This window comes from Amycolatopsis sp. NPDC114505, from assembly GCF_055633615.1.
On record NZ_JBVKDV010000001.1, the window covers coordinates 2522941 to 2538533 of the forward strand.

The window sequence follows — 15593 nt, forward strand, 5'->3', positions numbered from 1 at the left end:
CGGGCGGGCGGGGCAAGGGGTCTGCGCGAACGACTCCCGAGTTGAACCGTGCGGGGGCGGGGTTCCGGCGCCCCGGGCGCGCGGAATTCGGCCGCCGCCGCCGAATGCGGTGCTCCGGGTGCCGGACCCGCGTGAACCTTCGGCGCCCGGTCGCCCGCGGAAATTCGGCCATCGCCGCCGAAAGCGGCCCCTTGGGCGCCGAACTCGCGTGAACCTTCGGCGGCCGGTCGCGCGGAATTCGGCCGCCGTCGTCGCCGAATGCGGTGCTCCGGGTGCCGGACCCGCGTGAACCTTCGGCGGGGGCGTGGAATTCGGCCGCCGTCGCCGCCGAATGCGGCACCTTGGGCGCCGAACTCGCGCGAACCATCGGTGCCGGCGCTACTCCGCCGCGGGCTCTCCGGCGGGTTTCCGCGCCAGCACCCGCCCGTGCGGCACCTGTGCAGCCGGGTCGCGCAGTACCTGGGTCAGTACCTCGAAGCCGGCGCCCGTCACCAGCTCGCCCACCCGCTCCACCGGCTGGCGGTAGGCGTCCAGCGAGAGCCCGTCGTGGCCCTGCCAGTCGGTCAGGTGCTGCCGCAGGTCGCCGACCTGGAACGCCAGCTGCAGGTGGCCGCCCGGGCGCAGCACCCGGAACAGCTCCGCGCACACCTCCGGCAGCCGGGCCGGCGGCGTGTGGATGATCGAGTACCAGGCCACCGCGCCCGCGAGGCCGCCGTCCGGCAGGTCCAGCCCCAGCAGCGACCCCTCGGAAAACCGCAGTTCGGGGTGGTCGCGGCGGGCCACGGCGAGCATCTCCGGCGACAGGTCGATGCCCGCCACCTCGAGCCCCGCCGAGGCCAGGTACGCCGTCACGCGGCCGGTTCCGCAGCCGAGGTCGGCGACCGGGCCGCCGCCGTCTTCGCGGACGAGGTCGGCGAACGCCGTCAGCAGCGCGCGGTCTTGGACGTCTTCGGCGATCGGGGACGTGAGCCGGGCGTAGCTCTCGGCGACGATCGAGTAGGCGTGGCGGGTCGTGGCCAGGAAGTCGGTCATGGCGCGGGACGGTACCGGCGGGCACCGACAGTTTCCGCGATCAGTCCTATGTGGACTCGGCTCGGCCGAGGTGGTCCAGCATCGAGCGGACGGCTTCGAACTCCCGGACCTCCTGGCGGCAGTCCGAGCACGCCGAAAGGTGCCGCTCCACCCGTGCCGTGTCGGCGGCGTCGAGCAGCCCCAGGCTGTACGCCCCGAGGTCGGTCCGGTCGTACCGGCCCATGGATCGCGTCTCCGTTTCCGCGTCCCGCAAGGGAACGCCCGCACTACCGGACGTCTCCAGAGTCCCGACGCGTACGCCGCACCGGCACGGTTCTCGCGTTTTCCACCCGATCGGCCGACAACTTGAGGCGGCGAACAGCCCATGTGAGTGACGGCGGGCCGTCACGGTACTCACCGGTCCGGACACGGAAAGCTTTTCTGCCCCCAATGTCGGCGATTCCGCGTCATGGCTCACGGGCGGGCTCGTCAGACCTGCGTCGGACCGGAGTTTTCCGGCCTCGACCAGGGCGAAGGCGATCCGGACCGAGGAGAGCGAGAGAACGATGACCGTACGAAGCCAGCGGGCGGACCACGTCGTCGAAGAAGTCGGGGTCTGGCTGACCGGGGAGTTCGTGGGGCGGCTCCCCGCCGCGGAGATCGACCGCGTCGTCAAGGTGACGCGGCTCGACCTCGAAAGCAGTATCGCGCCGGAGGAGCTCGGCGAAATGCTCCACCGGCTGGGCCGGGCCCGGCTGCAGCGCATCGCGCAGCTGGCCCCGGGCGCACGGGTGCGGATCCCGACGGCGAGGTGAGCCCGCGTCAGCGGGACGCGGCCGCCTTGATCGTCCGGAGCACCGGCGCCGTCTCCAGGGTGCGGATGGCGTCGAGCGCCCCCAACCGCCTGGTCAGGTAGTGGTGCAGCGCCGCCGCGTCCGGGCAGAGCGCGTGCGCGACCAGGTTGGCCGGCCCGGTCGTCGCCGCGACGAGCGCCAGCTCCGGGTGGGTGGCCAGCTCCCGGCCCACGTCGTCGAGGTGGGCGGGGGCGACCGACATCCACAGCAGCGCGTGCGTCGTCGCGCCGAGCGGGGCCGGGTCGACCTCGAGGTCGAAGAACACCGTGCCGCCGGCCTGGAGGTCGGCCAGCCGGCGCGCGACGGTCGCCGCGGACCAGCCGGTGGCCGTCGCCAGCTCGGCCAGGCTCGCCCGGCCGTCGCGTTGCAACGCGGCCATCAGCGCGGCGTCGTCCCCGGTCAGCGGCTTGCCTTCGCCGGAGAAGACCGGCGTCAGCGCGGCGACCTGCGAAGCGTCGAGGGCGTTCGCGCGCCCGAGCCACGCCGTCGGGCCGCCGAAGTAGCGGTGCAGCAGCTGGTGCGCGGACACCGCCGTGACGCTCACCGTGCGCGGGATGTCCCGCAGCAGCAGGGAATGGTCGCTCGCGGCCGGCGTGTAGACGTTCACGCAGATCTCCGTGCCGCCGGACATGAGCTTGATCCACGCGGTGTCGGCGCGCCGCGCCAGTGCGAGCGCGAGGTCCTGCGCGGTGTACGGCGTCGCGGTCAGCCGGACCATCCACTCGGCCTGTCCGGCGCGCTGCGGGTCCGGGATGCCGACGACGCGAAGCGACGCTTCGGCGCGTAGCCGGCGATAGCGGCGCGCGACCGTCTGCGTCGAGACGCCGAGAACGTCTCCGATCTTCGTGAACGGCGCCCGGCCGTCGAGGTGCAGCGCGTGGATCAACGCGCGATCGACGTCGTCGAGTGCGGTCATATCCCTCACCAAAGCGCATCGCGTGGAAGAAATCCACCAAGAAACCGCTGTGAGTGGAATCGGAGAGGAGTCCCGGGTCAAGGTCGGTGCCGAGACCGAAAGGGGGCACCTCTTGCCGACCACGACCCGCCACCGGCACCGCTGGGCCGCACTCGCCGTGCTGCTCACCGCCGAAGCGATGAACCTGCTCGACGCCACGATCGTCCAGGTCGCGGGCCCGGTGATCCACGACGGCCTGCCCGGACCGGCCGCCGGCATCCCGTGGTTCAGCGCGGCCTACACCCTGCCGTTCGCGGCCTTCCTGATCACCGGCGGTCGGCTCGGGGACGTCTTCGGCCGGGCGAGGGCGTTCAAGATCGGTGTCACGGTCTTCGTGCTCGCGTCGCTGGCCTGCGCGGCCGCGCCGGACGCGGGCCTGCTGATCGGCGCCCGCGCGGTGCAGGGCGCGGCCGCGGCGCTGATCATCCCGCAGACGATCGGGCTCATCCGCGCGCTCTTCGACGGCGACGAACTCGCGAAGGCGCTCGGCAGCATCGGCCCGGTGATGGGCCTGTCCGCGGTGACCGGGCCGCTGCTCGGCGGGCTGCTGACGCAGGCGCTGTCGTGGCGGGCGGTGTTCCTGGTGAACGTCCCGTTCGGCCTCGCGGTCCTGCTCGCCGCGCGGTTCCTGCGTGAAGACAAGGCGGCCACGCGCCCGAAGCTCGACGTCATCGGCACCGTGCTCGTCGTCGCCGGGGCCGGCCTGCTCGTCTACCCGCTGATCAGCCCGGGCGGGACGGCGTGGCCGCTGCTCGCGGCCGGTGCCGCGCTGCTCGTCGTGTTCGGGTGCCAGCAGCGCCGAACGGCCGCGCCGCTGGTCGAGCCGAGCCTGTTCGCCCACCGCGGGTTCCCGGCCGCGCTCGCCGGGTCGCTGCTGTACTTCGCGGTGATGACCGGGTTGATGCTCCTCGTCCCGCTGCGGCTGCAGCTCGGCGAGGGCGTCGACGTCCGCACCACGAGCCTGACGCTGCTGCCGCTATCGGCCGGGCTCGCGGTGTCGTCGTGGGTCGCCGGTTCCTGGCTGGTGCCGAAGTTCGGCTCCCGCGTGATGTTCGCCGGACTGGGCCTGCTGCTGGCCGGGATCCTCGCGGTCGCCGGCGGGGTGACCCCGGCGCTGGCGTTGTGCGGACTCGGGATGGGGACGTTCACGGTGCCGTTCTTCGCCGCCGCCCTGCACCGCGTCCGCCCGCACGAGACGGGCTCGGCCGCCGGGCTGCTCAACGCGGTGCAGCAGCTCGGCGGCACCCTCGGCGTCGCTCTGCTCGGCGGTCTCTACCTGCGCAGCGGGACGGCGACCCCGGCCTTCGGCGTCGCCGCCGGGCTGACCGTGGCCGCCGCCATCGCCGTGCTGCCGCTCAGTAGTCGTCGCGGCCGGTGAACTGCTGTTCCAGCAGCTCGGCCGCGCCCGCCACCAGCTCGAGGGGGTCGATGAACTCGTTGATGTCCAGGTGGATCAGCGGCAGCGAGTGGCGCAGCACGAGGTGGTCGCCCATCACCGCGAGCCCGCCCACGACCGTCGAGTTGCCGACCTCGGTCAGCACGTCGAGGAGGTCGACCTCGTCGTGGCGGGCGAACGGCGTCGCGATCTGGACCCAGTCCTCCTGCTGGTCGAGGATCTCGTGGGCGATCACCATGATCTGGGCGCGCTGCTCGGTGTCGGGGTCGTCGCCGAAGATCAGCCGGATGCGGATCTCGTCCGGGTCGTCGCGCACGACCCGGTACTCCTGCCTGATGTAAGCGACCAGATCGCCCCAGTTCGCCATCAGGAGGCCCCGATCCGGTCGAGGTCGGCCAGGACGTCGGCCGGCAGTTCGAGCGAAGCCGCGGCGAGGTTTTCGCGCAGGTGCCCGAGCGACGACGTCCCGGGGATGAGCAGCATCGACGACGACCGGTGCAGCAGCCACGCGAGCGCGACCTGCATCGGCGTCGCGTCGAGCTTGGTGGCGCAGTCGTCCAGGATGCCCGATTGCAACGGGCTGAAGCCGCCGAGCGGGAAGTACGGCACGAAGGCGATTCCCTCGGCGGCGCACTTGTCGACGAGGTCGTCGTTCTCGCGGTGCGCCAGGTTGTACTGGTTCTGCACGCAGACGACGGGCGCGATCGCCTTGGCCTCGTCGAGCTGCTCGGTGGTGACGTGGCTGACGCCGAGGTGCTTGATCAGGCCCTGCTGCCGCAGCTCGGCGAGCACGCCGAAGGGCTCGGCGAGCGACATCGGCACCGGGTAGTCGCCGGCGGCGTTGCTCAGGCGGAGGTTCACCACGTCGATCGCGTCGACGCCGAGGTTCCGGAGGTTGTCGTGCACGGCCTGGGTGAGCTCGTCGGCGGACAACGCGGGCGGCCACGCCTTGTCGGGCGTCCGCCGGGCGCCGACCTTCGTCACGATCGTCAGCGACTCCGGGTACGGGTGGAGGGCCTCCTTGATCACCGCGTTCACGGTGTGCGGCCCGTAGTAGTCGCTGGTGTCGATGTGGGTGACGCCGCTTTCGACGGCTTCGCGCAGCACTGCGACCGCGGTGTCGTGGTCGCGCGGCGGTCCCCAGACACCGGGGCCGGCCAGCTGCATGGCCCCGTACCCCATCCGGGTCACGGGGACTTCCCCGCCGAGGCTGAAAGTGCCGCCCAGGTTTGCCATTCCGCTCCTCAGGTAGGTGGCGTTCCGCCGAGGAGTCTAGGGACGATCAGCCGCACGTGCCCTTGCTACGCAGCACGCGCGTCACCGATTCCTGCACGCGGGTCTTGGGCAGCTCACCGGACTTCACGGCCTGCTCCAACCGGTTCAGCACCTCGTCCACGCGGCCGCCGGACGACCACAGCGCTTCGTCCGCCCCGGCCTGCAACGCCTTCAGCACGGCGTCCGGCAGCGAGTACTGGGCCGTGATGGCCTTCATCGCGCCGAGGTCGTCGGTGAGGACCAGGCCGGTGAACCCGAACTCGGTCCGCAGCAGCTGGTAGGCGGCCGGGGAGATCGACGCCGGGACGCCGCCGGTCAGGTCGGGCACGTCGAGGTGGCCGACCATCACCGAGACCGGCCCGTAGTCCGCGAGGTTCCGGTACGGCACGAGGTCCAGCGTCCGCAGCTGCGCGAGCGGCGGGGTGACGACCGTGCCCTTGTGCGAGTCGCCCGAGCCGTGGCCGTGGCCGGGGAAGTGCTTCAGCACCGGCTGGACACCGCCGTCGCGCAGGCCCGCCGCGAACGCCGCCGCGTACGTCTTCACGCGGTTCGGGTCGGGGCTGAAGGACCGGTCGCCGATGACGTCGTCGTCCGGGGCGTCGGTGACGTCGGTGTCCGGCGCGAAGTCGACCGTCACCCCGCGGGCGCGCAGCTGGCGGCCGCGGTCGGCGGCCAGCGCGCGGACCTGGGCGGGGGACTTCGTCGCGGCCATCTCGCGGGCCGACGGGATCTCGCCGTCGAGGTCGTCGATGCGCTGGACGCGGCCGCCCTCTTCGTCGACCGACACGGCCACCGGCAGCTTGGCCGCGCCCTGGACGGCGTCCAGGGAACGATCTTTCAACAACGCTGTTGCGTTACCGCCGATGAAGATCCCGCCGACCTGGTTGGCGCGCACCATGGACACCGTGGACCCCGGGTTGTCGCCGGGCACCCCCACGATGACCAGCTGCGCGACCTGGCTGCGCACGTCGAGGCCGTTGACCAGCGACGCGCAGTCGCCGGGCCGGGTCAGGCTGGACGTCGGTGCCGGGGAAGAAGGTGCGGCCGTCCGGGAAGGTGAAGACGGGGGAGGAACCGGTGACCGGGGGATCGCCAGCCCGGCCACGGTGTCCGATTGGCAGCCCGTGACCAGGGAACTCACGACAGCGATGCAGAGCGCCACCCCCAAGGCGGCCGGACGTCGGTGGTTCATCGGTCCCTTCACTCGTCGGCGTGCCCCACGACGGTAGTCGACGACCCGGCTTCACGATGTGAAGAAGGGCTGCACCGCGGTTAGAGAATTCGTGAAGGCGACCTCAGCAGACTGGCACGACAAGGACACGGACAGTGGGGAGGGGCCTCGATGGACCAGGTGCGAGTGGCAGCGTGGGCTTCGGACCCGATCGCGCTCACCGGGCTGATCAACCACCTGAAGTCCCGGCCGGAGCTGCTGGTCGTGCCCCGCGCCCGGCGGGGCGAGGCGGCGGTGCTGGTGTTCGCCGTCGGGCAGGTCGACCGCGAGGCGATCGCCGCGCTGCGGGCCGCCGCCGCCGAGTCGCCCGCCGCGATCGTGCTGGTCGCCGGGCACGTCGACCCCGGGCACCTCGGCCTGCTCGCCGACTGCCACGTCTCGGCCGTGCTGCCGCGGACCGCGCTCGACCGGCTCACCGACAGCGTGCTGGCCGCCGCACGGGGGCGCACGGCGCCGCTGCGCGACCAGGTCGACGCACTGGCGCACGAGGGCTCGTCGGCGGCGCTGACGCCGCGCGAGGTGGATGTGCTTCGCCTGATGGCCGAAGGCTGGGACACTGCGGAGATCGCGGGCAAGCTCTGCTACTCGGAGCGGACCGTGAAGAACGTCATCTACGCCATGACCAACCGGCTCAACCTGCGCAACCGGCCGCACGCGGTCGCCTACGCCGTGCGGGCCGGTGTGATCTGAGGAAGCCCGTTGCGCACGATCGTCCGCCGGACCGCCGTCGCGGTCGCCGCGTTGATCCCGCTCGCCGCCTGCAGTCCCGCTGACTCCGGCGGCCCGACGAAGCTCACCATCGCCACCTTCGGCGAGTTCGGCTACGCGCCCCTGATCGCCGAGTACCAGAAGCTGCACCCGGAGATCACGGTGCAGAACCGCGTCACCGACTTCGACACCCACCACAAGGGCCTCGCGACGCAGCTCGCGACCGGCCACGGTGCCGCCGACGTCGTCGCGATCGAAGAGCAGTACATCCCGCAGTACCGGAAGGCGAAGGACAAGTTCGTCGACCTCGCCTCCTTCGGTGCGGGAGACCTCGAAAAGCAGTGGGCGCCCTGGAAGTGGGCGCAGGGCACAGACGGCGCGTTCGTCCTCGGGCTCGGCACCGATATGGGCAGCCTCGCCCTCTGCTACCGGCGCGACCTCTTCCAGGCCGCGGGCCTGCCGACCGACCGTGACGAGGTCGCGAAGCTGATGCCCGACTGGGACGCCTACGCCGCCACCGCCGAGCGGTTCACGGAGAAGACGCCGGACGTGAAGTTCGCGGACTCGGCCGGGACCGTCTACACGGCGATGCTCAACCAGTCGCCGGAGAACTACTTCTCGGCCAAGGACGACTCGTTCATCGGCGACCGCAACCCCAGCGTCCGCGCCGCGTTCTACCTCTCCGGCGGCATCGCCGCGAAGGGGGAGACGGCGGCCGCGACGACGTTCACGCAGGCCTGGAACGTCGCGATCAAGCAGGGTTCCTTCGCGACCGTGGCCTGCCCGGCCTGGATGCTCAGCCAGATCAAGGAAGCCGGCGGCGACGCGGGCAAGGGCAAGTGGGACGTCACGACCGTGCCCGGCAAGAGCGGCAACCAGGGCGGCTCGTTCCTGACCGTGCCGAAGCAGAGCGCGCACCCGAAGGAGGCCTACGAGCTCGCGCGCTGGCTGACCGCGCCGGAACAGCAGAAGAAGCTCTTCCTCTCCGACGGGATCCTGCCCAGCGAGCCGTCGGTCTACACGGACCCGCAGGTCGTCGCGCACACCGACCCGTACTTCGGGGACGCGCCGACGGGCCGGATCTTCGCCGCGTCCGCGGATCAGCTGCGCCCCAACTACCGCGGCCTGCGCGACGCCGACGTCCGGCCGGAGTTCGGCCGCGCCCTCGGGCGGATCGAGGACAAGACCGACGGCGTCGACCAAGCCTGGGCGGAAGCCGTCCAGCAGGCGCAAGCCGCCCTGAAGTAGCGCGCGTGCAGCACCGGCTCGCCCGTTTCGACCGCAAGGCCACGCCGCTGCTGTTCGTCGCGCCCTTCTTCGGCCTCTTCGTCGTCTTCGGGGCCTTCCCGCTGCTCTACACGGCGTGGGTGTCGCTGCACGACTGGAACCTGCTGGAGGGCGACCAGGGCTACCTCGGCCTGGCGAACTACGGCGAGCTGCTCGCGGACCCGAACTTCTGGAACGCGCTCGCCAACACCGTCGGCATCTTCGTGCTGGCCGCCGTCCCGGAGTTCCTGCTGGCGCTGGGCATCGCGGCGCTGCTCGACCGCCCGCTGCGCGGCGCGACCTGGTGGCGCACCGGGATCCTGCTGCCGAACGTCGTGTCCGTCGTCGCGATCGGGCTGGTGTTCGGGCAGCTGTTCGGCAAGGACTACGGCGTCGTCAACGAAGTGCTGGGCTGGTTCGGCGTCGCGCCGGTCAACTGGCAGGCGACGAGCTGGACGTCGCACCTCGCGGTCGCGTCGATGGTGCTCTGGCGCTGGACCGGCTACAACGCGCTGATCTACCTGGCCGCGATGCAGGCCGTCCCCGGCGAACTCTACGAAGCCGCCGCGCTGGACGGCGCCTCGCGCTGGCGGACGTTCTGGTCGGTCACCGTGCCGGGCATCCGGCCCGCGCTGGCGTTCACCGCGATCGCCGGCACGGTCAACGGCCTGCAGCTGTTCGCCGAGCCGCAGCTGTTCGACGCCGGCGGGTCGGGCGGGACCGGCGGCAACGACCGCCAGTTCCAGACGCTGGTGATGTACCTGTACGAGAAGGGCTTCACGCACTTCGACGCCGGTTACGCGGCCGCGCTGACCTGGGTGATGTTCGTGATCTGCGCGCTGTTCGCGCTGGTGAACTACCGGCTGGTGCGCCGGTTCGTGAGGTCGTCGTGAGGCGCCCCGGCGGCTGGGTCTACGTCGTGCTGACCGGGGTGCTCGGCGCGTCGATCTTCCCGCTGTACTGGTCGTTCGTCGTGTCCACAAGGGACAATTCGGCGATCGGGGAGACGTCACCGCTGCTGCTGCCGGGCGGGCACCTCGTCGAGAACGTGCGGCGCGTCTTCGACACCGTCGACTTCTGGCTGGCGCTGGGCAACTCGCTGATCGTCGCGGGCACCGTCATGGTGTCCAACGTCGTGCTCGCGAGCCTGGCCGGGTTCGCCTTCGCGCGGCTGCGGTTCCGCGGCCGCAACACGCTGTTCCTGCTGGTCGTCGGCTCGGCGATGGTGCCGGCGCAGCTCGGCGTCATCCCGCTCTACCTGGTGGTGGGCGAGCTCGGCTGGTACGGGCGGCTCGAGGCGGTGATCGTGCCGGGGCTGCTCAGCGCGTTCAGCGTGTTCTGGATGCGCCAGGCGTGCGAGAACGCGATCAGCGCCGAGCTCGTCGACGCGGCGACCGTCGACGGCTGCTCGACCCTGCGCACCTACTGGCACGTGGCGGTGCCCGCGCTGCGCCCGGCGGCCGCGGTGCTGGCGATGCTGACGTTCATGGCCGCGTGGAACGACTACTTCTGGCCGCTGGTGGTACTCGACCCCGGCGAGACGCCGACCGTGCAGGTCGCGCTGTCGCAGCTGGCCAGCGGCTACTACACCGACTACGCGCTCATGCTCACCGGCGCGACCGTGGGCGTCCTGCCCGTGATCGCGCTGTTCCTGCTGCTGGGCCGCCACATCGTCCGGGGGATCCTGAAAGGGGCGCCAGTATGACCTTCCCGGTGGGTTTCCTGTGGGGCGCGGCCACCGCGTCCTACCAAGTCGAGGGTGGGATCGCCGAAGGCGGCCGCGGACCGTCCATCTGGGACACGTTCGCGGCTCGCCCCGGCGCTGTCCTGGGCGGAGCGTCCGGCGAGGTCGCCTGCGACCACTACCACCGCTTTCCCGAGGACATCGGGCTGCTCGCGGATCTGGGGCTGGGCGCGTACCGGTTCTCGGTGGCGTGGCCGCGGGTGATGCCGGACGGCCGGACGCCGTCGCCCGCCGGGCTCGCGTTCTACGACCGGCTGGTGGACGAGCTGCTGCGCCGCGACGTCGTGCCGGTGCTGACGCTGTACCACTGGGATCTGCCGCAGGCCCTGGAGGACGAGGGCGGCTGGCCGTCGCGGGACACGGCCTACCGGTTCGCGGACTACGCGTCCGTGGTCCACGACGCCCTGGGTGACCGCGTCAACCAGTGGACGACGATCAACGAGCCGTTCTGCGCGGCGTTCCTCGGGTACGGCAGCGGCGTGCACGCGCCCGGCGTCCAGGACCACGACACGGCGCTGGTCGCGGCACACCACCTGCTGCTGGGGCACGGGCTGGCGACGCGGGCGCTGACTTCGGCGGCGCGTCCGGGCCAGGAGTTCTCGCTGGCGTTGAACTTCGCGCCCGCTTTGCCCGACGGCTCGTCGCCGGCGCATCTCGAGGCGGCGCGGAAGTTCGACGGGATCCACAACCGGTTCTTCCTGGACCCGGTGCTGGGACGCGGTTACCCGGAGGACGTCGTCGCCGATGTGGAGCACCACGGCGGCCGGTTCGCGGCTTCTGTGCTGGATGGTGACACGGACACCATCGCGGCGGCGATCGACTGGCTGGGCGTGAACTACTACGCGCCCGCGCGGGTGACGCCCCTCGAGGACCTTTCGGTGCACGGCAACTGCCCGCTGCCGGGGTTGCGGGGCCTGGACGTGCTGCCGGCCGTCGGCCCGCTGACGGCGTTCGGGTGGGAGCAGGCGCCCGCGGTGTTCACGGACCTGCTGGGCTGGATCTCCGCGCGGTCCGGCGGGTTGCCGATGGTGGTGGCCGAGAACGGCGCGTCCTTTGTGGACAAGGTGACATCCGGCCGGGTGCACGACGCGGCCCGGGTGAACTACTTCCTCGAGCACGTCCGCGCGGTGCACGACGCGATCCGCCGGGGTGCCGACGTGCGCGGCTACTTCGCCTGGTCGCTGCTCGACAACTTCGAGTGGGCGATGGGGTATTCGCAACGCTTCGGCCTGGTGCACGTCGACTTCGACACGCAGGTCCGGACGGTCAAGGACTCCGGCCGGTTCCTGGGCCGGGTCGCGAAGGCCAACGCGCTGACGGACTAGCCGTGTCGTCCATCCGAGTACGCGTGTCGTCCGCCGGGATACGCGTGTCGTCCGTTCGCGTGCGTGGCTTGCGTGCCGGGATGGACGACACGCGTACCTGAGCGGACGACATGCGTACCTGGATGGACGACACGGCGTCAGGGGCGGTGGCGGAAGGCGTCGGCGACGCCCGAGCGTGACGGCGTCTCCAGCTTGCCCAACAGCCGGGTGACGTGGGCCTGGACCGTCCGCCGCGGCAGCGACAGTTCCGCCGCGATGTCCGGGTTCGACCGGCCCTGGGCCACCAGGCCGGCGATCCGGACCTCGATCGGGGTCAGCGACTCCCAGCCGTGGCCCGGCCGGACCTGGGAGAACAACGCGCCGCGCCGGACGCCCAGCCGCCGCAGCCGCGTCTCCGCCCGGCGCAGGTCCCAGCGGGCCCCCAGCGCCGTGTAGAGCTCCGCCGCCTCCTCGAACGCCGCGTGCGCCGCGTCGAGGCGGCCCGCGCGGGCCAGCAGCTCGGCCGCGTCTTCGAGCACCGATGCCAGCTCCGGGCGGCGGCCGACCGCGCGGAAGTGCTCCGCCGTCGCGAGCACCGCCGCCGGGTCCTCCTCGATCAGGCCCCGGCACCACGACACCGCCGCGTGCGCCCGCGCCGGACGTCGCTCCTTCGCCGCCTCCTCCTCGCAGACCTCCAGCGCCCGGCGGGCGCGGACGACGTCGTCCTGCTCCATCGCCAGCCGCACGAACGTCGGGAGCCACTGGTGGCGCAGCATCATCTGCGCGTACGTCGGGTTCAGGATCGGCTCGAGAACGGCCATCGCGCGGGCCCGGTCGCCGCGCTGCTCGGCCGCGAGGGCGTCCGCGACCAGCAGGAAGTCGAAGCTCTCGCGCTCGGCGCCGGTCGCCGGGGCGTACTCCTCGGCCGCGTCGAGGTGGGCCGCCGCCTGCGCGCGGTCGTCGCGGCGGCCCGCGATCAGCGCCGCGACGCCGTGCAGCAGCAGGGCCGCCGGGCCGGGCTCGCGCAGGCCGTAGAACGTGATCGCCGGGCCGTCCTCGGTGACCGTGTCCAGCTCGACCAGCGCCTCGTCCCAGCGGCCTTCCCAGTACCGGTGCACCGCGACCGACACCTGCAGTCCCACCGGCATCGCGTGCCGGGCCGCGATGTCGCCCGCCGCCCGCAACGCCGCGTCCGCCTCGGCGAGCCGATCGAGGTTCTGGAGGGTGAAGACGCGGTTGTCGAGCAGGTCGAGGTGCAGGTCGGCCAGCTCGTGCTCGTCGCCGACGGCCTCGATCGCCGCGTCGATGTGCGTGAGCGCGGAGTCGTGCTCGCGACGCACGGAATCCACCAGCCACAACGACTGCAGCGCGTGCGCCGTCAGGTACCGGTCGCCGCCGGCGAACGACTTGGTCTCGTACGCCGCCTTCTCCGCGGTGTCCAAATCGGACAGATCGCCGCGGCGGAAGTTCGCCAGCAGCTGCCGGTGCTTGACCCGCCAGAGCTCCGGCACGGCCGGGTCCTCGGCCGACGACGCGAGGATCGCGACCGCTCCTTCGGTGTCGCCCCGGCGGTGGTGCAGCGCCGCGAGGACGTGCCGCATCTCCTCCGCGGCTTCCGGATCGGTGGTCACGTCGAGGGCTTGCTGCGCCAGCGATTCCGGGTTGCGTTCCAGCCGGAACAGCACCTTGACCAGCGCCACGAGCAGCACTTCGCGCCGGTCGCCGGCACCCGCGGCCAGCGCCCGTTCCAGCAGTTCGACCGCGATCAGCGGCGCCCGGTTGGACACGGCCGCGTGGTGCGCGGCGAGCCAGTCAAGCACCCATTCGTCCACAGTGGCCGGTGCCGCCACCAGCTGCTCGGCGACGCGTTTGACCGGGGCACCGATCCCGGCGAGCGCTTCCGCGGCCTGCCGGTGCAGCGCCGCCCGCGTCCCGGCCAGCAGCCGGTCGTAAAGGGCTTGGCGCAGCAGGGGATGCCGGAACGCGAGCTGCGTCCCGGTGTCGATGAGGACGTTCGCGGCGACGGCTTCTTCCAGTGGTTCCAGCAGGTCCGACGGCCGCGTGCCGAGCACCGCGGCGATGTCCCCGACGGCGAACTCCATGCCCAGCAGCGCGCCCCAGCGCAGCACCTCCTGCGTGCGCGCGGGGAGGAAGTCGAGGCGCCGGTCGACCGCGGCGACCAGCGAGCGCGGCGCTTCGAACTCCGCCGGGTCGTCGACGTCGGCCTCGCCGCCGGACACCTCGACCGCACCGGCGCGCAGCAAGACGTCGACCATTTCCTTGACGTACAACGGGTTCCCGGCGCCACGAGCGGCCAGCTCGCGCAGCCCGGGCCCCGGGGCGGCGCCGATCTGGTCCTCGATCAGCCGTCCGACGTCTTCACCGGTCAACGGCGCGAGGTCGAGCACCACGCCGTCGCGCGCCTGGACGCCGCGGCGCAGCTGGGCGAGCTCGGCGCGGTCCGGCGCCGGGCGGGTCGCGGCCACCAGCAGCAGCGGCAGCTGACGGGTCGCCGCGCAGAGGCGGTGCCAGACCAGCACGGACGCCTCGTCCGCCCACTGCAGGTCGTCGACCACCAGCACCTGCGGCGAACGCGCGCACAGCTCGTCGACCAGGGCCAGGAGCCGGTCGACGGCGCCGAGCACCGGGTCGGCCGGGCCGAGGCCGCGCCGCACCGGACCCTCACCGGCGAGTTCCTTGGCCACCTTCGCGCGTTGCGGGTCGGCCGAATGCGCGTCGATCTTCAGGCACTCCAGCATCACCTGCAGCGGGAAGCGCGTGCTGAGCTCGTCGGCGGCGGCCCAGAGCCGCTGGAACCCGGGGCCGTCCGGCAGGGTGCTGGTGAGCAGCTCGGACTTGCCGATGCCGGCTTCGCCTTCGATCCACACGGCCCGCCCGCGCCCGGCTCGGACGTCGGCGACGAGCTCGGCGAGCCGGGTCGTCTCCGCCTCCCGCCCGAAGAGCCGGTGCCCGGTGACCTCGACCGGCGCCGCGGGCGCGTCGAGGCCCGGGTCCTGGGCGAGGATCTGCTGGTGGAGGCGCTGCAGCGCCGGTCCAGGCTCGACGCCGAGCTCGCCGACGAGGGTGGCGCGGGCGTCGCGGAAGACGTCGAGGGCGTCGGCGTGCCGGCCGCTGCGGTAGAGGGCGAGCATGAGTGACTCGCGCAGCGACTCCCGCAGGGGGTGCTCGCCGGCCAGCACCGCCAGCTCCGGCGCGAGGTCGAGGTGCCCGCCGAGGACCAGCAAGGCCTGGGCCCGCCGGTCGAGGGTGTTCAGCCGCAGCTCGGCGAGGTATTCGCGGTGCCGCTCGGCGAACCCGCCGGGCACGCCGGAGAGCGCTTCCCCCTGCCAGAGCGCGAGGGCGGCGTCGAGCTCGGTGACGGCCGCCCGGGGATCGCCCTGGTCGAGGTGCTGCTGCGCGCGTTCGCGGTGGCGTTCGAAGACGGCGGCGTCGAGCGCGTCGTCGTCGAGCAGCAGCGAGTACCCGGCGGGATCCGACACGAGGACACTGGCGGCCGACCAGCGCGACCGGTCGGGTTCGAGCGCCCGCCGCAGCCCGGAAACGTAGGTGTGGACGCTGCCTTCGACGCTGGCGGGCGCGGAGTCGCCCCAGACGCCGGCGATCAGCTCGGCCCGCGGGACCGCCCGCCCGGCGTTGACCGCGAGCACGGCGAAGATCGCGCGCTGACGGGCGGGGCCCAGGCCGATTTCGGCCTCCCCGCGCCAGGCCCGCAGGGGGCCGAGCAAGCCCACTCGCAGACCGGTGTCCGCTTCCCCTCGCATGTCCCTGCCGTTCTTCAGGGGACGAACCCGCCGGGGGCGGGCCCCCAGGACCCCGGCGGAGATTTTC

14 protein-coding genes are annotated in these 15593 nt (G+C 72.5%); 7 read left to right on the top strand and 7 right to left on the bottom strand.

Annotation, left to right across the window (positions count from 1 at the left end):
* Positions 1 to 378 precede the first annotated feature (378 nt).
* Together ACZ7OU_RS12630 and ACZ7OU_RS12635 are read right to left on the bottom strand one after the other, a co-directional pair.
* Positions 379 to 1032: a class I SAM-dependent methyltransferase gene (locus ACZ7OU_RS12630; protein WP_470255130.1), complete on the bottom strand. Its 654-nt coding sequence runs from the start codon at positions 1030 to 1032 to the stop codon at positions 379 to 381.
* A 46-nt stretch (positions 1033 to 1078) separates the two neighbouring features.
* Positions 1079 to 1255 carry a zf-HC2 domain-containing protein gene (locus ACZ7OU_RS12635; protein ID WP_470241817.1) on the bottom strand — a complete coding sequence of 59 codons (177 nt, stop codon included), beginning with the start codon at positions 1253 to 1255 and terminating at the stop codon, positions 1079 to 1081.
* A 322-nt stretch (positions 1256 to 1577) separates the two neighbouring features.
* Between ACZ7OU_RS12635 and ACZ7OU_RS12640 the strand changes: the two genes are divergently transcribed.
* Positions 1578 to 1826 (top strand): hypothetical protein, encoded by a 249-nt coding sequence (locus ACZ7OU_RS12640; protein ID WP_470241816.1) that lies wholly within the window; start codon positions 1578 to 1580, stop codon positions 1824 to 1826.
* A gap of 7 nt (positions 1827 to 1833) precedes the next feature.
* Here ACZ7OU_RS12640 and ACZ7OU_RS12645 read toward each other — a convergent pair whose 3' ends face one another.
* Complete coding sequence (locus tag ACZ7OU_RS12645; protein WP_470241815.1) at positions 1834 to 2781, bottom strand: Lrp/AsnC family transcriptional regulator; 948 nt, start codon at positions 2779 to 2781, stop codon at positions 1834 to 1836.
* Positions 2782 to 2893: 112 nt separating this feature from the next.
* On the opposite strand from ACZ7OU_RS12645, the gene ACZ7OU_RS12650 reads away from it, so the two are divergent.
* Positions 2894 to 4198 (top strand): MFS transporter, encoded by a 1305-nt coding sequence (locus tag ACZ7OU_RS12650; protein WP_470255131.1) that lies wholly within the window; start codon positions 2894 to 2896, stop codon positions 4196 to 4198.
* On the opposite strand, the gene ACZ7OU_RS12655 is transcribed toward ACZ7OU_RS12650, so the two are convergent.
* The 3 genes from ACZ7OU_RS12655 to ACZ7OU_RS12665 are packed head-to-tail and all read right to left on the bottom strand — an operon-like array spanning position 4176 to position 6683.
* Complete coding sequence (locus ACZ7OU_RS12655; protein ID WP_470241813.1) at positions 4176 to 4583, bottom strand: type III secretion system chaperone family protein; 408 nt, start codon at positions 4581 to 4583, stop codon at positions 4176 to 4178. The genes ACZ7OU_RS12650 and ACZ7OU_RS12655 overlap by 23 nt on opposite strands.
* Positions 4583 to 5452 carry an oxidoreductase gene (locus tag ACZ7OU_RS12660; RefSeq protein ID WP_470255132.1) on the bottom strand — a complete coding sequence of 290 codons (870 nt, stop codon included), beginning with the start codon at positions 5450 to 5452 and terminating at the stop codon, positions 4583 to 4585. The genes ACZ7OU_RS12655 and ACZ7OU_RS12660 overlap by 1 nt, the downstream gene beginning before the upstream one ends.
* A gap of 46 nt (positions 5453 to 5498) precedes the next feature.
* Complete coding sequence (locus ACZ7OU_RS12665) at positions 5499 to 6683, bottom strand: glycoside hydrolase family 3 N-terminal domain-containing protein (protein ID WP_470255133.1); 1185 nt, start codon at positions 6681 to 6683, stop codon at positions 5499 to 5501.
* A gap of 150 nt (positions 6684 to 6833) precedes the next feature.
* Here ACZ7OU_RS12665 and ACZ7OU_RS12670 point away from each other — a divergent pair, with 150 nt between their 5' ends.
* Genes ACZ7OU_RS12670 through ACZ7OU_RS12690 form a run of 5 tightly spaced genes read left to right on the top strand, consistent with a single transcriptional unit; the run spans position 6834 to position 11765 of the window.
* Positions 6834 to 7412 carry a helix-turn-helix transcriptional regulator gene (locus ACZ7OU_RS12670; protein ID WP_470241810.1) on the top strand — a complete coding sequence of 193 codons (579 nt, stop codon included), beginning with the start codon at positions 6834 to 6836 and terminating at the stop codon, positions 7410 to 7412.
* A gap of 9 nt (positions 7413 to 7421) precedes the next feature.
* The gene (locus tag ACZ7OU_RS12675) at positions 7422 to 8678 is read left to right on the top strand and encodes an ABC transporter substrate-binding protein (protein WP_470255134.1); all 1257 of its coding nucleotides are present in this window, start codon (positions 7422 to 7424) and stop codon (positions 8676 to 8678) included.
* Positions 8679 to 8683: 5 nt separating this feature from the next.
* A complete protein-coding gene (locus ACZ7OU_RS12680) occupies positions 8684 to 9589 on the top strand; it encodes a carbohydrate ABC transporter permease (RefSeq protein WP_470255135.1) in 906 nt (301 codons plus the stop codon).
* Positions 9586 to 10401: a carbohydrate ABC transporter permease gene (locus ACZ7OU_RS12685; protein WP_470241807.1), complete on the top strand. Its 816-nt coding sequence runs from the start codon at positions 9586 to 9588 to the stop codon at positions 10399 to 10401. Before ACZ7OU_RS12680 ends, ACZ7OU_RS12685 begins: the two co-directional genes overlap by 4 nt.
* Positions 10398 to 11765: a GH1 family beta-glucosidase gene (locus tag ACZ7OU_RS12690; RefSeq protein WP_470255136.1), complete on the top strand. Its 1368-nt coding sequence runs from the start codon at positions 10398 to 10400 to the stop codon at positions 11763 to 11765. The genes ACZ7OU_RS12685 and ACZ7OU_RS12690 overlap by 4 nt, the downstream gene beginning before the upstream one ends.
* A 137-nt stretch (positions 11766 to 11902) precedes the next feature.
* Here the strand turns inward: ACZ7OU_RS12690 and ACZ7OU_RS12695 are convergent, their stop codons facing one another.
* Complete coding sequence (locus tag ACZ7OU_RS12695; protein ID WP_470255137.1) at positions 11903 to 15526, bottom strand: BTAD domain-containing putative transcriptional regulator; 3624 nt, start codon at positions 15524 to 15526, stop codon at positions 11903 to 11905.
* Between the last annotated feature and the right edge of the window lie 67 nt (positions 15527 to 15593).